Source organism: Devosia sp. CAU 1758 (assembly GCF_054482695.1).
Genome location: NZ_JBTLRJ010000004.1, coordinates 485,835 through 502,963, shown reverse-complemented (window position 1 = coordinate 502,963; position 17,129 = coordinate 485,835). Strand labels below are relative to the sequence as shown.

At 60.6% G+C, this 17,129-nt stretch carries 16 protein-coding genes and 1 pseudogene; 11 read left to right on the top strand and 6 right to left on the bottom strand.

Annotation, left to right across the window (positions count from 1 at the left end):
- Nucleotides 1–361 precede the first annotated feature (361 nt).
- From ACXYMS_RS15955 to ACXYMS_RS15930, 6 genes are all read left to right on the top strand, one after another.
- Nucleotides 362–1,075, top strand: coding sequence for a hypothetical protein (locus ACXYMS_RS15955; protein WP_458907799.1), 714 nt, complete (start codon nucleotides 362–364; stop codon nucleotides 1,073–1,075).
- A 343-nt stretch (nucleotides 1,076–1,418) separates the two neighbouring features.
- Nucleotides 1,419–2,714 (top strand): hypothetical protein, encoded by a 1,296-nt coding sequence (locus ACXYMS_RS15950; RefSeq protein WP_458907798.1) that lies wholly within the window; start codon nucleotides 1,419–1,421, stop codon nucleotides 2,712–2,714.
- Between the two features lie 84 nt (nucleotides 2,715–2,798).
- A complete protein-coding gene (locus ACXYMS_RS15945; protein ID WP_458907797.1) occupies nucleotides 2,799–4,763 on the top strand; it encodes an AAA family ATPase in 1,965 nt (654 codons plus the stop codon).
- Nucleotides 4,760–5,362 carry a hypothetical protein gene (locus ACXYMS_RS15940; RefSeq protein WP_458907796.1) on the top strand — a complete coding sequence of 201 codons (603 nt, stop codon included), beginning with the start codon at nucleotides 4,760–4,762 and terminating at the stop codon, nucleotides 5,360–5,362. Before ACXYMS_RS15945 ends, ACXYMS_RS15940 begins: the two co-directional genes overlap by 4 nt.
- Nucleotides 5,362–5,661 (top strand): DUF6634 family protein, encoded by a 300-nt coding sequence (locus ACXYMS_RS15935; protein ID WP_458907795.1) that lies wholly within the window; start codon nucleotides 5,362–5,364, stop codon nucleotides 5,659–5,661. The genes ACXYMS_RS15940 and ACXYMS_RS15935 overlap by 1 nt, the downstream gene beginning before the upstream one ends.
- Nucleotides 5,662–5,768: 107 nt before the next feature.
- A complete protein-coding gene (locus ACXYMS_RS15930) occupies nucleotides 5,769–6,350 on the top strand; it encodes a DNA-binding protein (RefSeq protein WP_458907794.1) in 582 nt (193 codons plus the stop codon).
- Between the two features lie 806 nt (nucleotides 6,351–7,156).
- On the opposite strand, the gene ACXYMS_RS15925 is transcribed toward ACXYMS_RS15930, so the two are convergent.
- Complete coding sequence (locus ACXYMS_RS15925; protein ID WP_458907793.1) at nucleotides 7,157–7,921, bottom strand: phosphodiesterase; 765 nt, start codon at nucleotides 7,919–7,921, stop codon at nucleotides 7,157–7,159.
- A gap of 1 nt (nucleotide 7,922) precedes the next feature.
- On the bottom strand, nucleotides 7,923–8,459 hold the full coding sequence (locus ACXYMS_RS15920) for a GNAT family N-acetyltransferase (RefSeq protein ID WP_458907792.1): 537 nt from the start codon (nucleotides 8,457–8,459) through the stop codon (nucleotides 7,923–7,925).
- Between the two features lie 92 nt (nucleotides 8,460–8,551).
- Here ACXYMS_RS15920 and ACXYMS_RS15915 point away from each other — a divergent pair, with 92 nt between their 5' ends.
- On the top strand, nucleotides 8,552–9,433 hold the full coding sequence (locus tag ACXYMS_RS15915) for a LysR substrate-binding domain-containing protein (RefSeq protein WP_458907791.1): 882 nt from the start codon (nucleotides 8,552–8,554) through the stop codon (nucleotides 9,431–9,433).
- 464 nt (nucleotides 9,434–9,897) lie between these two features.
- Here the strand turns inward: ACXYMS_RS15915 and ACXYMS_RS15910 are convergent, their stop codons facing one another.
- The 4 genes from ACXYMS_RS15910 to ACXYMS_RS15895 all read right to left on the bottom strand — a co-directional run bounded on the left by ACXYMS_RS15910 (nucleotide 9,898) and on the right by ACXYMS_RS15895 (nucleotide 13,265).
- On the bottom strand, nucleotides 9,898–11,100 hold the full coding sequence (locus tag ACXYMS_RS15910) for an IS91 family transposase (RefSeq protein WP_458907790.1): 1,203 nt from the start codon (nucleotides 11,098–11,100) through the stop codon (nucleotides 9,898–9,900).
- Nucleotides 11,101–11,103: 3 nt separating this feature from the next.
- Nucleotides 11,104–12,012: a tyrosine-type recombinase/integrase gene (locus ACXYMS_RS15905; RefSeq protein ID WP_458907789.1), complete on the bottom strand. Its 909-nt coding sequence runs from the start codon at nucleotides 12,010–12,012 to the stop codon at nucleotides 11,104–11,106.
- 252 nt (nucleotides 12,013–12,264) lie between these two features.
- The gene (locus ACXYMS_RS15900) at nucleotides 12,265–12,564 is read right to left on the bottom strand and encodes a hypothetical protein (RefSeq protein ID WP_458907788.1); all 300 of its coding nucleotides are present in this window, start codon (nucleotides 12,562–12,564) and stop codon (nucleotides 12,265–12,267) included.
- 2 nt (nucleotides 12,565–12,566) lie between these two features.
- Entirely contained in the window at nucleotides 12,567–13,265 is a 699-nt protein-coding gene (locus ACXYMS_RS15895; protein WP_458907787.1) for a division plane positioning ATPase MipZ, read from the bottom strand.
- Nucleotides 13,266–13,333: 68 nt separating this feature from the next.
- On the opposite strand from ACXYMS_RS15895, the gene ACXYMS_RS15890 reads away from it, so the two are divergent.
- From ACXYMS_RS15890 to ACXYMS_RS15875, 4 genes and pseudogenes are all read left to right on the top strand, one after another.
- Nucleotides 13,334–13,756 (top strand): hypothetical protein, encoded by a 423-nt coding sequence (locus ACXYMS_RS15890; protein ID WP_458907786.1) that lies wholly within the window; start codon nucleotides 13,334–13,336, stop codon nucleotides 13,754–13,756.
- A gap of 147 nt (nucleotides 13,757–13,903) precedes the next feature.
- Nucleotides 13,904–14,932 (top strand): site-specific integrase, encoded by a 1,029-nt coding sequence (locus tag ACXYMS_RS15885; protein WP_458907785.1) that lies wholly within the window; start codon nucleotides 13,904–13,906, stop codon nucleotides 14,930–14,932.
- Between the two features lie 379 nt (nucleotides 14,933–15,311).
- Entirely contained in the window at nucleotides 15,312–15,542 is a 231-nt protein-coding gene (locus ACXYMS_RS15880) for a hypothetical protein (RefSeq protein WP_458907784.1), read from the top strand.
- Nucleotides 15,520–16,581 (top strand): annotated as a pseudogene (locus tag ACXYMS_RS15875) (recombinase family protein); the annotation flags it as partial. The gene ACXYMS_RS15880 and the pseudogene ACXYMS_RS15875, both read left to right, overlap by 23 nt.
- Nucleotides 16,582–17,129: the final 548 nt, after the last annotated feature.

Below are 17,129 nucleotides of genomic sequence, written 5' to 3'. Positions count from 1 at the left end.
GCCTCCTGCTCTTTCAAGATCGCAATGATCTGCTCTTCGGTGAACCTGGTTCGCTTCATCTCTGGTCCTTCTGATGGGGCCAGAGCCTACTTCAAACTGGATTAGGCGCAGGGGGCAACGTCACTCGAAAGTCTCCACGCCTGTCGCATTTCTGGATCCTTTTCCGAACAATATCAGCGCATTGCCACCGACACGCCGAACGGCGTCTGCACCATGTACTCGGCCTGCCTCTGCCGCCATCGTGTTCTAACGGTCGCGATCTGCCCCGGCACACTCACCTATACCAACGTCAAGTGCGTGATCCTGGGGATCCACACTCCACGTGGTGTCGCCTCGGAACTGTCGCCGATCAAAATGGGGAATGCCCACGAATCTCAACCGCGCCGATTTTGTTCTGATCGACCACCTGCAGGCGACCTGGGCCCGCGCTGGCCGGGAAAACCTGGACCCCTATCTTTCCGTCGGGCGCGAAAAACGCGTCTTTCCACTGATCTGCCAGTTCGACCCGACAGAAGGCCTATACCATGGTTGGCTTTCGCACTGGCGCCGCCGGCTCTGGGACCAGATAGGGTTTCGGACGAGCGTGGACATCATGCAGCTGGAAGACGTCCGGCGGGCGCTTGCTCGATTCCATGACCTCAAAGACCGGCTGCCCGTCGAGCAGCGCGACATCGGACAATACAGGACGGTCGATGACTTGCGGTCAATCATTCCGACCCGGATTGCCGACACGCACCGGCGCAGGGAACGCGAAGGCCTAAAGGCCGAGGCCCATCGCCAATCCCAAATTCTCTACCGCGATGGCAAATGGATGGTGGTGCGGTTGAAGGGTTTTGCGGCAGCCCGGTTCTGGGGCTTGGGCACAAAGTGGTGCACAACCAGTGCCGAACACATCTACCTCAACTACGCCGACAAAGGTGACCTTGTGGTCTTCCTGACGCCACACGGAAAATACCAACTCGCTCCCGCCAGCGGAATGTTCAGGAATGAGCGCGACGACCCAGCCGACGTGAGGATTTTCCGTGGCGCGCCGCCAGCGTTCATGAGTTTGGTGAGCAGCTATCTGGGCCGATGACCGCACCAGACAACGCTGGATGGCAGAGATCTAGAGGTATGGAGAGTCAGGCTCGGCCCTCAGCGGTGCCGATCATTTTCATCGCCACAAGGCCGAAAACCGTTTCCCTTCCGTGCCTTAATCTATTCTCCACCCCATGCGTTCGGCGGCACGAAACCAAAAATTAACCACGATTCACGTCGGCGCAGAATGGGGATTGCCAAGCCAAAAAGGATCCCGCAGCCTTTTCAGACGATGCCAATCCCGGCGTCGAAACGGTTGGAACCGCTTCATTTTGAGGCGGCCGACAGAGTGGTTGCAACACCCTGTCGACCTGACCGACATTAAACTGAGGTGCAGTTCAATGAAGGCTATTGCCACCAATAGCGGCCCTGTGGCCGCACGCAACCCCCTATCCCCAACATCCGGTCTGCCCGTATCGGGCGGTGCCGATCTGACGCATCCCGGGCTGATCAGCCACCCGACCCTGACGCCCAGTGTCCAGGTGCAGATCCTGTCCATTGTGGATGCAACCGGCTCGGCCAGTATCGGCGACATCATCGCCGAGCTTCCCGGACATGACGATCCGGTCAGCGCCATCTTTGCTCTCGTCGCTGCCGGTGCCCTGGTGGTGCTGTCTGAAGGCATCATCGATGCTCACACGATATTGGCCCGGCCGCTGCCGTCCGCCCAATCCGGTGACCTCGTCCCGGTTGACGCTCCACCCTTGCCGGACCTGCCGCGCGAGAATCTGGAAGACAAGCTCGCCACTGCGCAGTGGACCGACTTTGTGGCCGACGCCGACGCTGAGCTGCCACCAGACGTTGTGCAGGTGCCCTCGTCAACTTTGCAGCCGCGGATCCTTCGTGGGTCCGGCAGGCATCGTGCTGCCTTCAAATATGCGCCCGGGCTGCAGCAGCCTGGTGTCTATATCCAGCTCTGCGGCGCAGAAGCATATGTTGGCTTTGGCGGCGACGTCGGGTTCCGCATCGCCAAGGGCAAACAGATGGATGCTTTGCCTGACACCATCTTGGTGATCACTGACGCGAACAATAGTTTGAGTGAAGAAGACGGGCTCGCCCTCGAGCGCATCTTGTGGGGTTACGTGTCCGATGATGCCGACTTCACTGTGGTCAACAAGCAGCCCGACGGGGCGCCCATCAGCGTCGAACGCTATGACCAGCTTGTGCAGTTCATCGCCCAGGTGGTTCTGGCATTGCGCCAGGCTGACATCATGTTCCTCGAGGGTTCGGTGCGCCAGCGGCTGGCCGGTCCCCGCGCGGAACCCGATCGCCTTGGAGCCCTTCGACCCTTTGATTCCATTCCCGAAGGTCGGGTGATGGAACTCAACTATCGTGGCCTGACGGCATTGGCGGCAGAGCGCCATGACGGGACCTGGTTGCTGCTGCGCGGCAGCGACGTGCGCATCGACACTGTAAAATCCGCATCGGCCAATGCCTCGTTCCAGCGCGCTGCATGGTTGCATTCGGGACTGCTGGAACTGGCCGGGGATGGCTCCTGCTATGTCCTGATGCGCGACCTGGTCTTTTCCTCGGGTAGCGCTGTGGGCCACTTCGTCTCGGGCAGCAAAGGTTTTGGCTTGAGCTGTTGGCAGCCGATAGACCCGGACGATTGTGAAATCGACGCGTGCGCTCTTTAGCGCGCGTCCGGCACTCCGACTCCAAACCCCTTTCTAATTTACTGTTCAAGGCGCGGCTTCGGCCGCAGCCTATGGAGAACACGCATGTCTCTTTCCGCTCTCAACAACAAGTCCCGCAAGAACTCCAATGACAAGACCAGTGCCGGAGCCGCTTCCGACACAGCACCACGGGAACTCGAGCGTCCCGGTGAGGCTTTGGGCCGGCTCCTGCTCGACAGGGCTCTTACGCCCAAGCTGCGCCGGCTGTTCAAGGCTGCGGCCAAGCTCATCATCATCAAGACCAAGGATGAGGCCACCGCCCGGCTGCTCGACACTTACATCGCCTCCCAGGATCATAACGTGGTCGTCGAAGCCTTCTGTGAGCCGTCCCGCCCGGGGAAATCGCAGGAGCCGCAGGGCCGGCACGAGCTGGCGAAACTGCAGTGGGGACGAACAGTCATCCTGATCTCACCGGACCCAGAGCGCATCCTGGTGCCCGAGGCCTTGGTTGGTGCGGATGTCATCATCACCGTACCGCCTCCGAACCTGGCCGTCGTTCGGCAGACTATCCAGGCCGTCACCGGTCAAACTGTACGGGGCCTGCATCGCGCCGACCTCGAAGGTCTGAGCGTTGAGAATTTTGTCACGGCAATCCGTCCGCTGCTCTCGGCGCGAGAATGCGTGTTCAGTCTGCGTCGGGCTTCCAAGGCTCTGCGCAAGGACGTCGGCGCCGCGATTACGGTCATCCTTGGGGACCTGGCCATGACCCGATCTGTCTCTGCCTGGGCCCTCGAGACGCTGGACCTCATGGAAAAGGTGGAAGAGGGAAAGCTCAAGTCGACGAGCTTGATCCATGGCTGCCTGGAAGGTCCGCCGGGCACGGGCAAGACCACACTGGCCCAAGCTGTGGCCGGTTCGGCCGGCTGGACGTTCGTGCGGACATCCGTTGGCGAATGGTTTGCGGATTCCGGCGGACATCTGGGTGATGTCATTCGCGCAGCCCGCAGATTTTTCGACGAGATCGCGCTGGCCACCACGCCAGTCGTCGGTCTGATCGACGAAATCGACAGTCTGCCCAACCGCGCTGCAATGGATGCGAAAGACGCGCAGTGGTGGACGCCTGTTGTGACATTCGTTCTCACGGAGATCGACAAGCTCAGGCATGCAGGTAAGCCCATTCTTCTGCTCGGAGCCACCAACCATTTTGAAAAGCTAGATGGGGCCCTCATCCGTCCCGGCCGGCTGGAGCGGCGGGTTCCGGTCCTCTTGCCCGATTCCATGGACCGGCAGCGGCTGTTTGCGTGTTTTCTGGGGGACAGGCTGCCCGGATCCGCAGTGGTCCAACTGGCGCGGCTAGCAATTGGTGCAAGTCCGGCGCGGATCAAGAGCTGGTGCGAAACTGCCCTGGCACAGGCCCAGAAAGCGGGGCGCCCTCTGGTCCTGCGCGACGTTTTGGACCTGGTCGCGCCGCCCGATGGCCGATCGCCGCACAAGGACCGCGCCGTGGCACTGCACGAAGCCGGTCACGCTGTGGTTGCGATTGAACTGGGACTGCCTGTCCAGGAAGTGTCCATCCTGAGCATGGGCGCTGTCGGCGGCTATGTGAACACCGGCAATGACGACACCGGTCTTCTCACCCGAGAACAGATCGAGCGGACCGGGATCATGATGCTGGGCGGTCGGGCTGCCGATGAGGCTTTGGGCCCCGGAGGTCATGCTGGGGCCGCGGCAGACCTTGAGAGCGTCAACTCCCTCCTGCGCGCAGCCATGTTGGACTTCGGTCTCTATGGTTCACTGCGGACAGCGAAGAACACCGACCATCGGGATTTTAGGAGTGGTGTTCCGCTGGCCGTGGTCATCGACATCGAACTCAACCGCTTCCTCAAGCGGGCCACGGAAATCGTCATCCGCCGCCAGAATGACATTTTGCGCCTTGTCGACGTCCTGATCGACGAACGGGTCATCACCGGTGAGCGTCTCGACGAAATCCTCGAAGCTCCCGAAAGCACTCAGTCAGATCTGCCTTCTGACCTGGACCAGACCCCAGCTCTGGCGGAGGCCTCATCATGAGCATCGCCGCCGAAACCAAAGCTTTGATCGAGGCCTGCCTAGCCGGCGATCCTGCTCTTGCGTCCCTGACCGCCGTTGGGGCCTCCCCTGAGACGTTGTCTGCGCATATCGCGCCAGGGCGTCCCGTCAATGCAATCGGCGGATCGGGCTTTTCCCCGCACCCGCCCTTCCATCGCGAAACCTTGGTGGAGCTGATTGTGCGCATGCAGCGCCTGCGTTGGAGACGCACGGCGCCCTTCAACCCCAAGGGCTGGTCACCGGAAGACCGAGACCTTCAAGCCCTTCACCGAAAGCACGACAAGGCAGTTATTGGCTTCGAATGCGGCCCCGGTTGGACCGACCTTTTGGACGCCACCTTTTCTTGGCTCCGAGAGATCGCACCGAGCACAGCCTGGGCACCGAGCCAGATCAAAGAGAAGTTCGGGACGCTGAGGTTCTACTGGTTCGGAGACCTGCCGGACCTCGGCGACGAGATCATCGCGGCGGCTGAACACGTCTCTGGCCACATCTGCGAAATGTGCGGTGCCCAGGGTCACCTGCGCAAGGATATCGGCTGGTGGAGCGTGCGTTGCCGTGAACACAACAAGGCGGCCTGGTGATGAAACGGGTGTCTGCAAAAACGCTGAAACGCGCGCTCCGCGACTGGGAGAGACTGGCCAGCGGGCACTCACCCAGTCCAGAGGATCTGTCCAATGCGCCGCTGCTGACCGACTGGGAACCACGCTGGACCGCGTCCGGTGTCATGTACCTAGTGGGAGAGGTCCAGGGGCATCCAAAGCTCGCGGACGGCCCGTGCAGCACATCCCTCGTGCTGGCGGCCGACGTCCGCGAGGGCTGGGCACGCACAATCAGCCGATACTACCGGCTCGGTCCGCAGCGTGGAGAGACCCTCCATTGACTCCAGCCGGTCCGCACATAGTCGTGGGGCCACAGCCCAAAATCACCCTGTATTGCAGTATGGTTCTAAACCATACTATACTAAACCCTGAACGCTAGGAGCTCACCATGACCGCAGAAATCGCCAGCCTGGAAAAAGTGCGCGCCGCCGTGGCGCAGCTCCATCTCACCCGCCAACGCGCCACCGCAGATGCCGTCATTGCCACAATCGGTGGTGGGTCCAAGCCTACCGTGTTGAGGCATCTGAAAACATTGCGTGAGGAGCCGCAGCAGCCGGTGGACGACCTTCCGGCTGGCATGATCGATCTTGTGCGCCCAGCGCTCGCGCAGATCTTTGCCGAGGGCGGCAAGACTGAAGCGGCGCGCAATCGCGATCAGATTGAGCGACTGCACCGCATGCTGGGTGACCTGGAGGCAGAGGTGGAAACGCTAGGATCGGCGAATGCTGTGCTGGAAGAGCGAGTTGTGGAACTCGGCAAGGAGCTAGAAAAATCCAGCAAAGCCCTGTCGGCCACCGAAGGGCAGCTAGCGGCTAGGGAGCGGAAAATCGAAAAACTCTCCGCTCAACTGACCGAGCGAGAGGCCATGGAGCAGAGCCAGCTTTCCGAAGCCATGAAGGGTGTCGACGAAAAACTCGCGCAGCTTACTCAGCGGCTATCCGACACGAAGGCCGATCCCCCGAGCACCTAAGGTTCCGCATGCCACATCGAACTTTGTGGCAAAAAATTGCAATCTGGAAACACATTTCTAGCGTCCAGAAAGGTGTTATCAGACCGTGGTTTTTTGTCACCAAGTGAGGAGGTAACGGGGGTGTATTGGCCCTGGGTAGAAGGGCTGTTTTGAACGACCCATTGGCCTGTCGGCACCATGTAACGGGTGGGTCGAACTCGGATCTAATGAAACGTCGAGTCATTTGCGGCTCGTGAAATTTGCGGACCGGCTGGAGTGCGCCCCATTTCAGACATTCAGCAAGCTTTGGCGAAGGCCCGAAAGCCGCCTGTCGGCTTGCAGCGAGCAGCGTCTCCAAAGGGGTGGGAAGCGAGCGGTCGGCTTTGGGGCAGAAACTCAAAAATGGAGACGTTAGTTACCCCACCCCAAGTGCATCTTCAGAAAATAAAATGGAAGATATAGCGCAAAAACGACCAATGCGATGGCATGAAATAGATAAAAACCATTTATTTTACTGATATCTGCGTCTTTAGGCAAATTTTTAATAATAAAAATGGCCAGAGGAACCGGAACCAATACCAAGAATGCTAAGAAATAGACGACGTCAAACATTTTCATTATGTCCTCTAGCCGGCATTTGACGACTTATACGCGTGGCGCAGAGCAAGCCACTCGAACAATTGGCTGTCAACTGTGGGGCAGTTATCCGCCCAATTTTCAGGGGCGGGCATGTCCGAAACGGGGTCGGCAGGAGACTGGCACCATTGGGGTGGGGAACGGGCTGTCGGGTTTCGGAGCAGAACGTTGGAAAGCCGCCATCCCCTACACTAGCCCTCGACTTCGGCAAAGTGAACGACCACGCTTTCGGTCTCCACCCTAACTACCGCATAACCCGGCGCCTCGAGGCTAACGGGTGCATCACCGCGTGCCGTGAAGTCGAGGGCGATCTGATGGTTTGTGCCTCGGACCCCAGAGAACGACCAATTTCTCCACGCGCCAGCGATATTGCGATGAAGATGGCCGAAAAAGAGATGTCGGACTGTGGCGTTGGATCGCTCCAGAAGGGTGGCAAGCGCATCGCCGTCCTGGAGGCGGATGCTGTCCATTCGGTCAAACCCGACCGGAAACGGCGGATGATGCATGAACAGGAAGATCGGGCCAGGGCGGTTTTCAAGCTCTGCGCCAAGCCAATCCAGGCGCCGCTCGCACAAGCGTCCCTCGGGCCGGCCCTGTTCATGCGTGTCAAGGAGGATCAGTCGACCTTCAGGCACGTCGATGACCTGTTGGACAAAGCCGTTCCGATCACAGGGGACATAAGGGAATGCCGCTCGAAAGGCGCCGCGGTCGTCGTGATTGCCGATCATGAGGTGAACAGGAAAGGGAAGACGAGACAGTATCCGTTTCGCTTCGGCGTAGCCGAAAGGGTCACCGTCATGGGTAAGGTCTCCGCTCACCACGCAGAAGGCCGCATCACCATGTTCACGGGCGATATGGGCGACGCAGCTCGCCAAGCGTTCGGCTGGCCGGAGCCCGTGCAATTCACCACCAGGCGGAACGAGATGAAGATCGGATAGATGAACGAATTTCAACATCTCACAGCGCCGACGGCATGAACAACCGCTTACTGAGGATGACGCTTCGATAGTTTGTGTGCGACCACTGCGCATGTTCGACAAAGCGATAGCCGAGGCCCGTGTACCAGTCGACGAGATGCCTCGCAGGTTCGGCCGTGTCGAGGGCGACTTCATGGGCACCGCTGGCGATGGCGCGGCGTTCGACATCGCGCAGGAGTCGAAGCCCGATACCGCGCCCTTGGATCTGCGGATCAACGGCGAACTGGCCGAGCGACGCGACCTGCGGCAGGTCGTACCAGGGGCATCCCCCTGTCTGTTCAGGACTGCGGTAAAGGATCGTGCCACATATCCTGCCATCGTCCACAGCGACGAGGCAGGTGCCGCTTTGGACCCGCTCGCGGGTGACATCTTCGCTCTGATGGGTCGCCATGTAGCGCAGGCCCATGCGCGCAAGGCGTTCGTAGGCGGAGTGGAGCAGCGTCGTCAGGTCCGAAAGAGAGTCGGAGGGAAGCAAGGCGCGGACGAGGAGCTGTTCGGCTTCGGACGAGGAAGGCATCGGGACGATCCGGTTGGGTGCCCCATTGGTACGGGCCTTCCAACCGCACGACAATCGAGTTAGCTTGGGCCATCTGTCAGGAAAGCTCACACATGGGTCGCCATCTTCCTCCTCTGAACGCCGTGAAGGCGTTCGAATGCGCCGGCAGATTAGGAAGTCTGAGCGCCGCTGCCGTTGAGCTCGGCGTGACACACGGCGCGATCAGCCGCCAGGTTGGCATTCTCGAAGACTGGCTAGGCGTGCGCCTATTTGCCAAAGACGGGCGAGGCGTTGCCCTGACGACGGACGGACGACAGTTTCTCGCCGAGGCGACGAAGCTTATGGATGGGCTGACAGCCGCCAGCGAGGAACTGGCCAAGCGGGACGGCCCCCTGTTGCTAAGGGTGAATGCGCCGCAGACATTCACGATGCGATGGCTGATCCCGCGCCTGCCAGCTTTTTCCGCCCTTCACCCGGAGATCGAGGTTCGACTATCCGCCTCGATAGCGTCGATCGATACGATCAGCGACCCGTTCGACATCGCGATCCGGCGAGGATCGCTCGGTGACGCCAGCTCGCCCTTTCTGGCTGAAACCTGCGGTCCGGTGGCGAGCCCGTCGCTTCTCGCTCGTTGTCCGATCAGAGAGGTTCAGGACCTCGCTGCGCACACGCTCCTTCATGCGGAGTCCGTCACGCATCTCTGGTCAGACTGGCTAAAACTGGCAGGTTACCCTGACTTGCTCGGTCACGCCCAAATGCGGTTCGAACCCCTGTACCACTCGCTTCAGGCGGCGATCGATGGTGTCGGCATTGCTATGGGGCCGAACGCCCTTGTGGCGGCGGACGTTGCGGCTGGAAGACTGGTCTCCCTCTTCCCTGGACTTTCGCTCGCGATGGAGGATTTTCATCTGTTGGTCGTGCCAGGCCGAGACCCAAGCCGCCGACGACAGGCGTTTCGGACCTGGATAGAGAAGGAAGGAGCGGGCTCTGACTGACCGCATAGCGATCCTTGCATTCCTGTGACCCAATACTTGGAGAAATGTCCGCTATTGGGAGAAAAAATTCGACAGGCGAACGGCGGAAATGGGGTCGACACCTGCCTTTGTTGGATACACCGCTCAACGGCAGCTATTCCGTCGTCGCCGCCTCAAAGCTGCCAGTCCGCTTCCCGTTGAGAGTTTCGGCTGCCGTTAGGCGCCCGAAAGTCCCCGAAGAACGAACCCGCGACCCACGGGATGGGGGCTATGGATTTTTCTCGATTTGGCCAGTCTGGGGGCCGCCCGGATGGTGTGATCGGGCTGCAGCGCTAGGGTTGAACAGGTCAATGTTGCGGCCGTTGAGTTGAAGTCTGCCGCGACAGGTAGGGCCGAGCGCGCGTGAGATGACGATCCATTTATGGAGGGGCGCGAGGTCTCTCGCAGGCTGCGATGGTGTTATCGCGGTCTGAGCTCGCAATCGGTTATGCCGGGTCATCGAAGGTCTCCCGGGTTGATGGTCGGGCGGTCGGCGGGGCCCGCGGTTGGCACCATGCAGCGAAGGTCTCGATGATCACCATGGTACCGCCGCAGCAAGGACAAGTCGGGTGAGGATCTGGGGCAACCTCCTCGGTCGGCGGTTCGTCCGTCGCCGGCGCCAGCCCCAACATGTTGCGTGCCTGGGCGAGGCTCTCCTTGCGAACGGAGCCGGCGAGCAGGCCGTAGTGCCGGATGCGGTGGAACCCGCGCGGCAGAACGTGGATCAGGAAGCGGCGGATGAACTCGTCGGCGGCCAGGGTCATGACCTGCTGCCGGTCGGCGCCGGAGCAGCGATAGTTCTTATAGCGGAAGGTGACCTCATTGCCATCGAAGGCGAAGAGGCGGCTGTTGGAGATGGCGACCCGGTGGGTGTAACGGGAGAGATAGGCGAGCACCGCCTCAGGCCCTGCAAAGGGCGCTTTGGAATAGACCACCCAACGCTTTCTGCGGACCGGCGCTAGATGACGCTGGAAGGCACGGCGGTCGCTGATCCCTGCCAGTTTGCCGAAGAAGGCGAGCTTTCCGGCATCATGGAGGTCGAGCAACCTGCTCAGGAACAACCGGCGGAACAGCGCCCCGAGCACCCGCACCGGCAGCAGGAAGGCCGGGCGCGACGAGATCCATCGCCCATCCGGCGCGATGCCGCCGCCGGGCACGATCATGTGGATGTGCGGATGGTGGGTCATGGCCGAACCCCAAGTGTGAAGCACGGCGGTGATGCCGATGCGGGCGCCCAGATGTTTTGGGTCGGCGGCAATCGTCAGCATGGTCTCAGACGCCGCCTTGAACAGCAGGTCATAGACCTGAGCCTTGTTGTGGAAGGCGATATCGGCGACCTCGGTGGGCAGCGTGAACACGACGTGGAAGTACCCGACGGGCAAAAGATCGGCCTCACGCTGCTCCAGCCAGGTGCGTGCCGCCGCGCCTTGGCAGCGCGGACAGTGCCGGTTGCGGCAGGAGTTATAGGCGATGCGCTGATGCCCGCAGTCGGAACAAGCTTCGACGTGACCGCCAAGCGCAGCGGTGCGGCAGGTCTCGATCGCTGACATGACCTTGAGCTGGCTGAGGCTCAGGTGCCCGGCATGGTCCGCGCGATAGGCTGGACCGGCAACCCGGAAGATATCGGCGACCTCGATGGTGGGGCGCACCGCTCAGGGGTCGGGTGGTTCCTCCGTCGGAACGAAGATGCCTAGGCGGTCGAGCGGACTGGTCACAGCCCGCACCGTGCGCGTTGCCACCTTGGTGTAGAGGGCGGTGTTCTCCAGCTTGGCGTGACCGAGCAGCGCTTGGATGATGCGGATATCGACGCCGTCCTCCAGGAGATGGGTGGCAAAGCTGTGCCGCAATGTGTGCGGCCCAACGCGCCTGGTAATCTCGGCCGCCTGGGCCGCCTCGACGACCACACGATAGAGTTGCCTGGTGCTGATCGGCTTGAGGGCGTGCTGGCCCGGAAACAGCCAGCCGTCGCGGTGCAGCACGCCCTGGCGATGGCCGACCTGCCACCACTGGCGCAGCAGGGTGAGCAGGTCGGGTGAGAGCATGGCATTGCGGTACTGCCCGCCTTTGCCGCGCTCTACCCGGATCAGCATGCGTTCGCTGTCGATATCGCGCACCTTGAGCATGGCGACTTCGCCGACGCGCAATCCTGCGCCGTAGGCAACTGACAGCGCTGCCTGGTGCTTGACACTGGTGGTGGCATTGAGCAGGCGCGCCACCTCGTCACGGCTCAATACCACCGGCAAATTGCGGGGGCGGCTCACCCGCACCAGCTTGCGCGCCAGGTCGGGCCGATCGAGGGTGTTGGTGAAAAAGAACCGCAGCGCCGAGACCACGCTGTTCATGGTGGGTACCGGTACGCCGGCCTCGCTCTGGGCCAGCTGAAACTGGCGAACATCCTCGGTGGTCGCGGAATCTGGCGGTCGCCGCAGGAAGCTGGCGAAGCGCCCCACATCACGGATGTAGTTGCGCTGGGTCGCCACCGAGAAGTGGCGCATGGTCATGTCGTCGATCAGCTTCTGGCGCAGCGGGCTGACAGGGGTGTTGGGGAGTGGCGTCGTCATCGTTCGGCTCCTGGGTTGAAGGAGCCAAAAGGGAACGCCTGAACCAGGCGATCCTCAACCAAGCCGTGACGACCGATGCCTTGCCGTTATCTCACCGCGCGCACCCTCCCGCGCAGCGGGTTAGTTCACCGGCCCCATTGAGGACCCACGGACCCACGGACCCACGGACCCACGGACCCACGGACCCACGGACCCACGGACCCACGGACCGGCATGATTTGGCTGTCCGGTTGTCAAGCCGTCTATTCGCTCTTACGAAAAATCCTGTTGTCCGGGCCTGTCCTGGGCAGGTAGATCGCGGCCACCTTTGCGGCGCAGATAGTTCCCAAACCAGGACGCCAGTTCAAACAACCCAGAGCGACCATCGGCTCGCAAGCCCTGATCAATGTAGCGGGCAATGAGGGCATTAACGGTTGTCTCGTCTGCATCAGCCTTCTGTTTGAGCGCTGCGATACCGGCGCGCGGCAAACGGATGCGCACTTCCCGCACGTTCCAGGTCACCTTCCCTGGAGCGACCGCCGCCTCCCCCTCGATTTCCTCAACTTGGGTCATTTTCAGGCCACCTGTCGCTTTTGGGCTTCCGCGAAGATCGCCACCAACAACCGACGCATCTCCCGATCACCGACATCGCCCGGCAGGTATTCGGACACGCCCAAACTCCGCTCCATAGCATCCAGATACTGTACGCGCCGACCCACGACCGCAGGCAACACAGCCCCCTGCTCGGCGTAGCGGTCCACGTAGTAGCGGGTGCGCGGCAGGGTCTCTCTGATGACCTGGGTCAACGCGATGCTGGCTGGAGTCTGAGAAACCGACCAGAGGCGGCGGATTGGCGCCGTCGCCTGGAGATCAAGTGGCGAGGGTTGCGACGGGGTCAGCATAAAGTCGGCCAGGTCGAGGGCATGCTTCATACCCGCCATGTCACGACCTGCCGTATCGATGATGATAAGGTCAAACCCGTTCTGCTCTGCCCAGCGAATTGCTTCCCCGATGCGAGCAAGGTTTGCGCGGCGCACAACCAGTTCGCCGGGGCTTCGGTTCTTGGCCCAGCGCATACACGACTCTTGTCCGGTGTCGCCATCAACGTCTGTGTCAAAGATAATGGTCTTGAGGCCGCCCAGACTGGCAGTCACTCCCAGGTTGACGGCTAGAGTGCTTTTGCCTGTGCCGCCCTTTGACGCCCCCATCAACAGGACAAACCGCTTGAACCGCGGTGGCAGTGGGATTGGTTCTCTATTGAGTGGATAACGCATGTTCGACCCTTGACGTTCTTGTCTGATCTAATATTGTGATCGCTTATTGGATAAGTCAAGGACCTGTCATGTTCTTTTTCCTTCTTGGGGCCAGAGAGCCCCACGACAGCCCGGCGCTGGAGAACTTTGCGCATGCCCTGCACATTGTGCAGCTGCGCTATCCCACCCTGACGATAGGCCAACTCTCAACACTCTTAAGGGTGGGGATGACCCCAAAGGGGCAGGGCCAGAATGTCTCCGTCTCCGACATCGTGGCAAAAGGACAAAAATATCCAACCGTTGCGCGTCAACTCGAGTTGCTCGGCGAGGGCACCGCCCGGATCCCCGGCCTGGGGCTCATAGATAAGGAGCCGGATCCGCAGGATCGCCGGAATCGCTGGGTAGCTATCTCGGAGAAAGGCAAGAGCCTGCTCTATGAGATCGACCTGATCCTGTCTCCTCACATTGTTCAGTCGATTGGCAAGACCAGGACCCACGAGGGGATGGATTGATGGCACGCCCAGGGATCGCATTGATAGAGGCAAAAGAGGGTGAACCGGATCATCCGCACGATCGGAATGACCCAATCCGTCGCGCGGGATTCTTGCTGATCCGCCGGTTACAGTCGACTCAACTGTAACATAGCCGCCGAGACCGAAATGACCGATATCTCACATTATCCAGGATGTCTGCGGCGCCCGGATGCGGGCGGACACATACAGACCCGGTCGACGCAAAGCGAGCATGGATATCGAGAACGCTATCTTGGGATGACAAAGACCCTGTGTCGGAAGCTCGGTATGGACGTAGTGTCCGTGGCGGACCTTGCAATCGACATCGGCCATCGCGCATCCAGGCTGAAGCCCAATGCACTCAAGATGTACCATGCCTGTGTCCGGCAGCATCTGCGCGATCTGTGGGATGAAGATAGTATCACCTTGGAAGAAATCGAGCGCATAGACACCCTGATGCGGGACCAGGTGCCCAGGTCAAAGACCGCAAAGGGTAAGCAGATGAGCACCACCTCTTCCGGGCGTGCAAAGTCGGTCAAGCCTGAAACCCTTTCGGCCCTGGTCAGCCAGTTGTTGGCCAGCGACACAAGCATCCGCCGCATTGCCGCTGCGCTTCTGGAGTACGGGGTGGAATTGGCGACCCGGCCAGGGGAGTTCTTGACGCTGAGTGAAGATCACCGCGGCCGTCTTTGGGTTTGCTCAGCCAAGTACTCCAAGATCAACGGCAAGGGTCTCTTGCCCCTCCGGATGCCCATAGTCGACCATCTTGAGCCTTTTGAGATCGAAGAGCTCAGGTTCATCGCAGCGCTTATCAAGGCCGAACGCGAAAATGGCGCCACGACGAGCAAGCTGCTTCGTCGTTGTCAGCATGCGATTCGAGAAGCACGAAACGTGGTGCGCGGCCGATCGAAAAAGGTGACTGCATACACGGTGCGCCATCAAGCACGAGCTAACATGGCCGCTATGGGCATGACGCCCGCTGAAGTCGCCGTCGTTATGAACCATGCCAGCGCCGACACGGCCCTATCTCACTATTCTCCCGCTCGCCGCGCTTGGAAGCACTCAGAGAGCGCAAAGCCCCCTGCCCTCGATCCTGATCTCGTCGCCAAGGTTCGACCGGGCAACCGAACTCGCGGTTGGACCGCAGGGCAGTCAACCGGACCCAAGCCGAAATGAATGGCTACGCGCCGGGCAACATTTGGCCGCGTTCCACGCCCCATGGGTTCGATCGACATCTCGAGCCCATTGGCATGGTCGAAAGCAGGCCCAGACGCATGCGCCTAACGGCGCGACCGCGGCCAATCCGCATTGCGCTGGCCCCAAGGACCCATGGACCCGCAGACCCACAGATTGAGAGCGTAACATTCTGATTTTCTCTACAAAAATACGTTTGTCATAGGCGGAAAAATGGACAACGCTAAAATCGCACTGAGAACGATCACCGCGCTCGGACTTGGTGCCGCTCGGGGTCAGGTGCCGAAAATTCTCCCGCACCAGCCAGCAGTCAATCCCCGATGTCGTAGACCGCTGGCGGGTGCGGGGCACCAGGTCCTAAATGGCGTTGAAACCACCCGGCCCGCTGGCGCCAGGCGTTCCCCGCGCCAAGCCAGTCTTGAAGTCCTCGCGCCTGTGCACCGGCGCAAGATTGCAGGCCGTCGCGGAGATGATGGTCACACTCGACTTTACCGTCGGGCTCGACGTGCCCGTGGCTGAAGCCGATCTCTATCTGCATTGGGCCAGCGATCTGCTGGCCAGCGCACAGGATGATGACGATGATGAAGCCTAAGCAGATCGGACCTCAGTCTTCCATAAGGCGGCTTAGGGCTGTAGGCTATTGCCGCGTCAGCACCAAGCGACAGGCCGATCACCAGATCTCGCTGGAGGAGCAAGACAGGAAGATCGACGCCACCTGTGTGCTGCGCGATGCCGATCTTGTCGAAACCTTCGTCGAACCCGGACTGACGGCTCGGGTCGATCGGCGCCCAGAGCTCAAGCGCATGCTGGAGTTTGCCTGCGACCCATGCAATCAGATCGATCTCGTTATCGTCTATGCCTTCTCCAGGTTCTTCCGCAACGTCACCCAATATCTCCAGTACAAATCAAAGCTGAAGGAGGCAGGTGTACGCCTAATCTCGGCAACGCAGGATATTCCGGAAGGGCCGCACGGCGAACTGATGGAGACAATCCTCGCGGCTTTCGACGGCCATCAGTCCGAAGTTAATGCTGGGGTCGTTCGCGATATGATGATGGCCAATGCCGAAGAGGGCTACTGGAATGGCTCAGCTCCGCCTTTCGGCTATCGCACCAAAGTCGCTCTGGTGCTGCGCCGCAAGGAAAAGAAGGTCCTCGAAGTCAACGAGGAAGAGGCCGCCATCGTCAATAAGGTGTTCCGACACTATGTGCATGGCGACGAGGGGGGCGGCCCGATGGGCATCAAGGCCATCACCACCCTCCTCAACACCAAGGGTTACCGCTATCGCGGCAAGGCCTTCTATACCGCATCGGTCGAGCGCATCCTCAAGAACGAAGCCTATATCGGCATTCACTATTACAACCGGATCGATAGCCGAACCCGGAAGGAGCGCCTGCCATCCGAATGGATCAAAATGGACGTGCCGGTCATTGTTGACCAGGAAACCTTCGATGCCGTCCAACGAACCTTGCGGGCACGCAATCCCAGGAAGACGGCACCTCGCGTGGTCACCGGCCCGACGCTTCTGACCGGCATCGCCGTCTGCGAAAAATGTGGGCGCGGCATGATGCTGCGCACTGGCAAGGGAGGGCAATACCGCTACCTGACCTGCGCCAAAAGCGCGACTGAAGGCACCGGCTGCGGCCATTCCATCCGCATGGACAAAGTCGATGAGATGGTCATCAGCGCGGTCCAGGAACAGGTCTTCGCGCCAGAGCGCCTCGCCGCCATTCTGGAAGCCATGACCGAGCGCACGGACAATACGCGTCAACAGCTTGAATCCGAAATCGATCGCCAGCGCGTCGCTACGGCCGAAGCGCAGTCACGACTTGATCGGCTCTATGACGCCATTGAGGCCGGCGTCGCCGATCTTCACGATCCGAAGTTCAAGGAGCGCGTTGACCTGGCCAAGCGGCAGATTCGAGAGGGAAACGCCAACCTGGAATCCCTGCGTCAACGCAGGAGTGCCAAGGCGGAACTGTCGCCCGCCTTGATCCGTCGCTTCTCATCAGGAATCCGTCGCCGCCTCCGGGACGCTGATCCTTCGTTCCGACGCACCTGGCTGCACATGTTTGTCAGCAAGGTCACCATCGGCAAGGGTCACATCCGCATCTGCGGACCAAAAGACCAACTTTTGAAAGCCGTTTCCGACGGGGAAAATTCCGCGCGCGCAATGGTGCC

Bases quoted from the DNA above. Each gene is read 5' to 3' on its own strand.
- ACXYMS_RS15955 (WP_458907799.1), top strand. From the start codon at position 362: ATGCCCACGAATCTCAACCGCGCCGATTTTGTTCTGATCGACCACCTG.
- ACXYMS_RS15950 (WP_458907798.1), top strand. From the start codon at position 1,419: ATGAAGGCTATTGCCACCAATAGCGGCCCTGTGGCCGCACGCAACCCC.
- ACXYMS_RS15945 (WP_458907797.1), top strand. From the start codon at position 2,799: ATGTCTCTTTCCGCTCTCAACAACAAGTCCCGCAAGAACTCCAATGAC.
- ACXYMS_RS15940 (WP_458907796.1), top strand. From the start codon at position 4,760: ATGAGCATCGCCGCCGAAACCAAAGCTTTGATCGAGGCCTGCCTAGCC.
- ACXYMS_RS15935 (WP_458907795.1), top strand. From the start codon at position 5,362: ATGAAACGGGTGTCTGCAAAAACGCTGAAACGCGCGCTCCGCGACTGG.
- ACXYMS_RS15930 (WP_458907794.1), top strand. From the start codon at position 5,769: ATGACCGCAGAAATCGCCAGCCTGGAAAAAGTGCGCGCCGCCGTGGCG.
- ACXYMS_RS15925 (WP_458907793.1), bottom strand. From the start codon at position 7,921: ATGTTGAAATTCGTTCATCTATCCGATCTTCATCTCGTTCCGCCTGGT.
- ACXYMS_RS15920 (WP_458907792.1), bottom strand. From the start codon at position 8,459: ATGCCTTCCTCGTCCGAAGCCGAACAGCTCCTCGTCCGCGCCTTGCTT.
- ACXYMS_RS15915 (WP_458907791.1), top strand. From the start codon at position 8,552: ATGGGTCGCCATCTTCCTCCTCTGAACGCCGTGAAGGCGTTCGAATGC.
- ACXYMS_RS15905 (WP_458907789.1), bottom strand. From the start codon at position 12,012: ATGACGACGCCACTCCCCAACACCCCTGTCAGCCCGCTGCGCCAGAAG.
- ACXYMS_RS15900 (WP_458907788.1), bottom strand. From the start codon at position 12,564: ATGACCCAAGTTGAGGAAATCGAGGGGGAGGCGGCGGTCGCTCCAGGG.
- ACXYMS_RS15895 (WP_458907787.1), bottom strand. From the start codon at position 13,265: ATGCGTTATCCACTCAATAGAGAACCAATCCCACTGCCACCGCGGTTC.
- ACXYMS_RS15890 (WP_458907786.1), top strand. From the start codon at position 13,334: ATGTTCTTTTTCCTTCTTGGGGCCAGAGAGCCCCACGACAGCCCGGCG.
- ACXYMS_RS15885 (WP_458907785.1), top strand. From the start codon at position 13,904: ATGACCGATATCTCACATTATCCAGGATGTCTGCGGCGCCCGGATGCG.
- ACXYMS_RS15880 (WP_458907784.1), top strand. From the start codon at position 15,312: ATGGCGTTGAAACCACCCGGCCCGCTGGCGCCAGGCGTTCCCCGCGCC.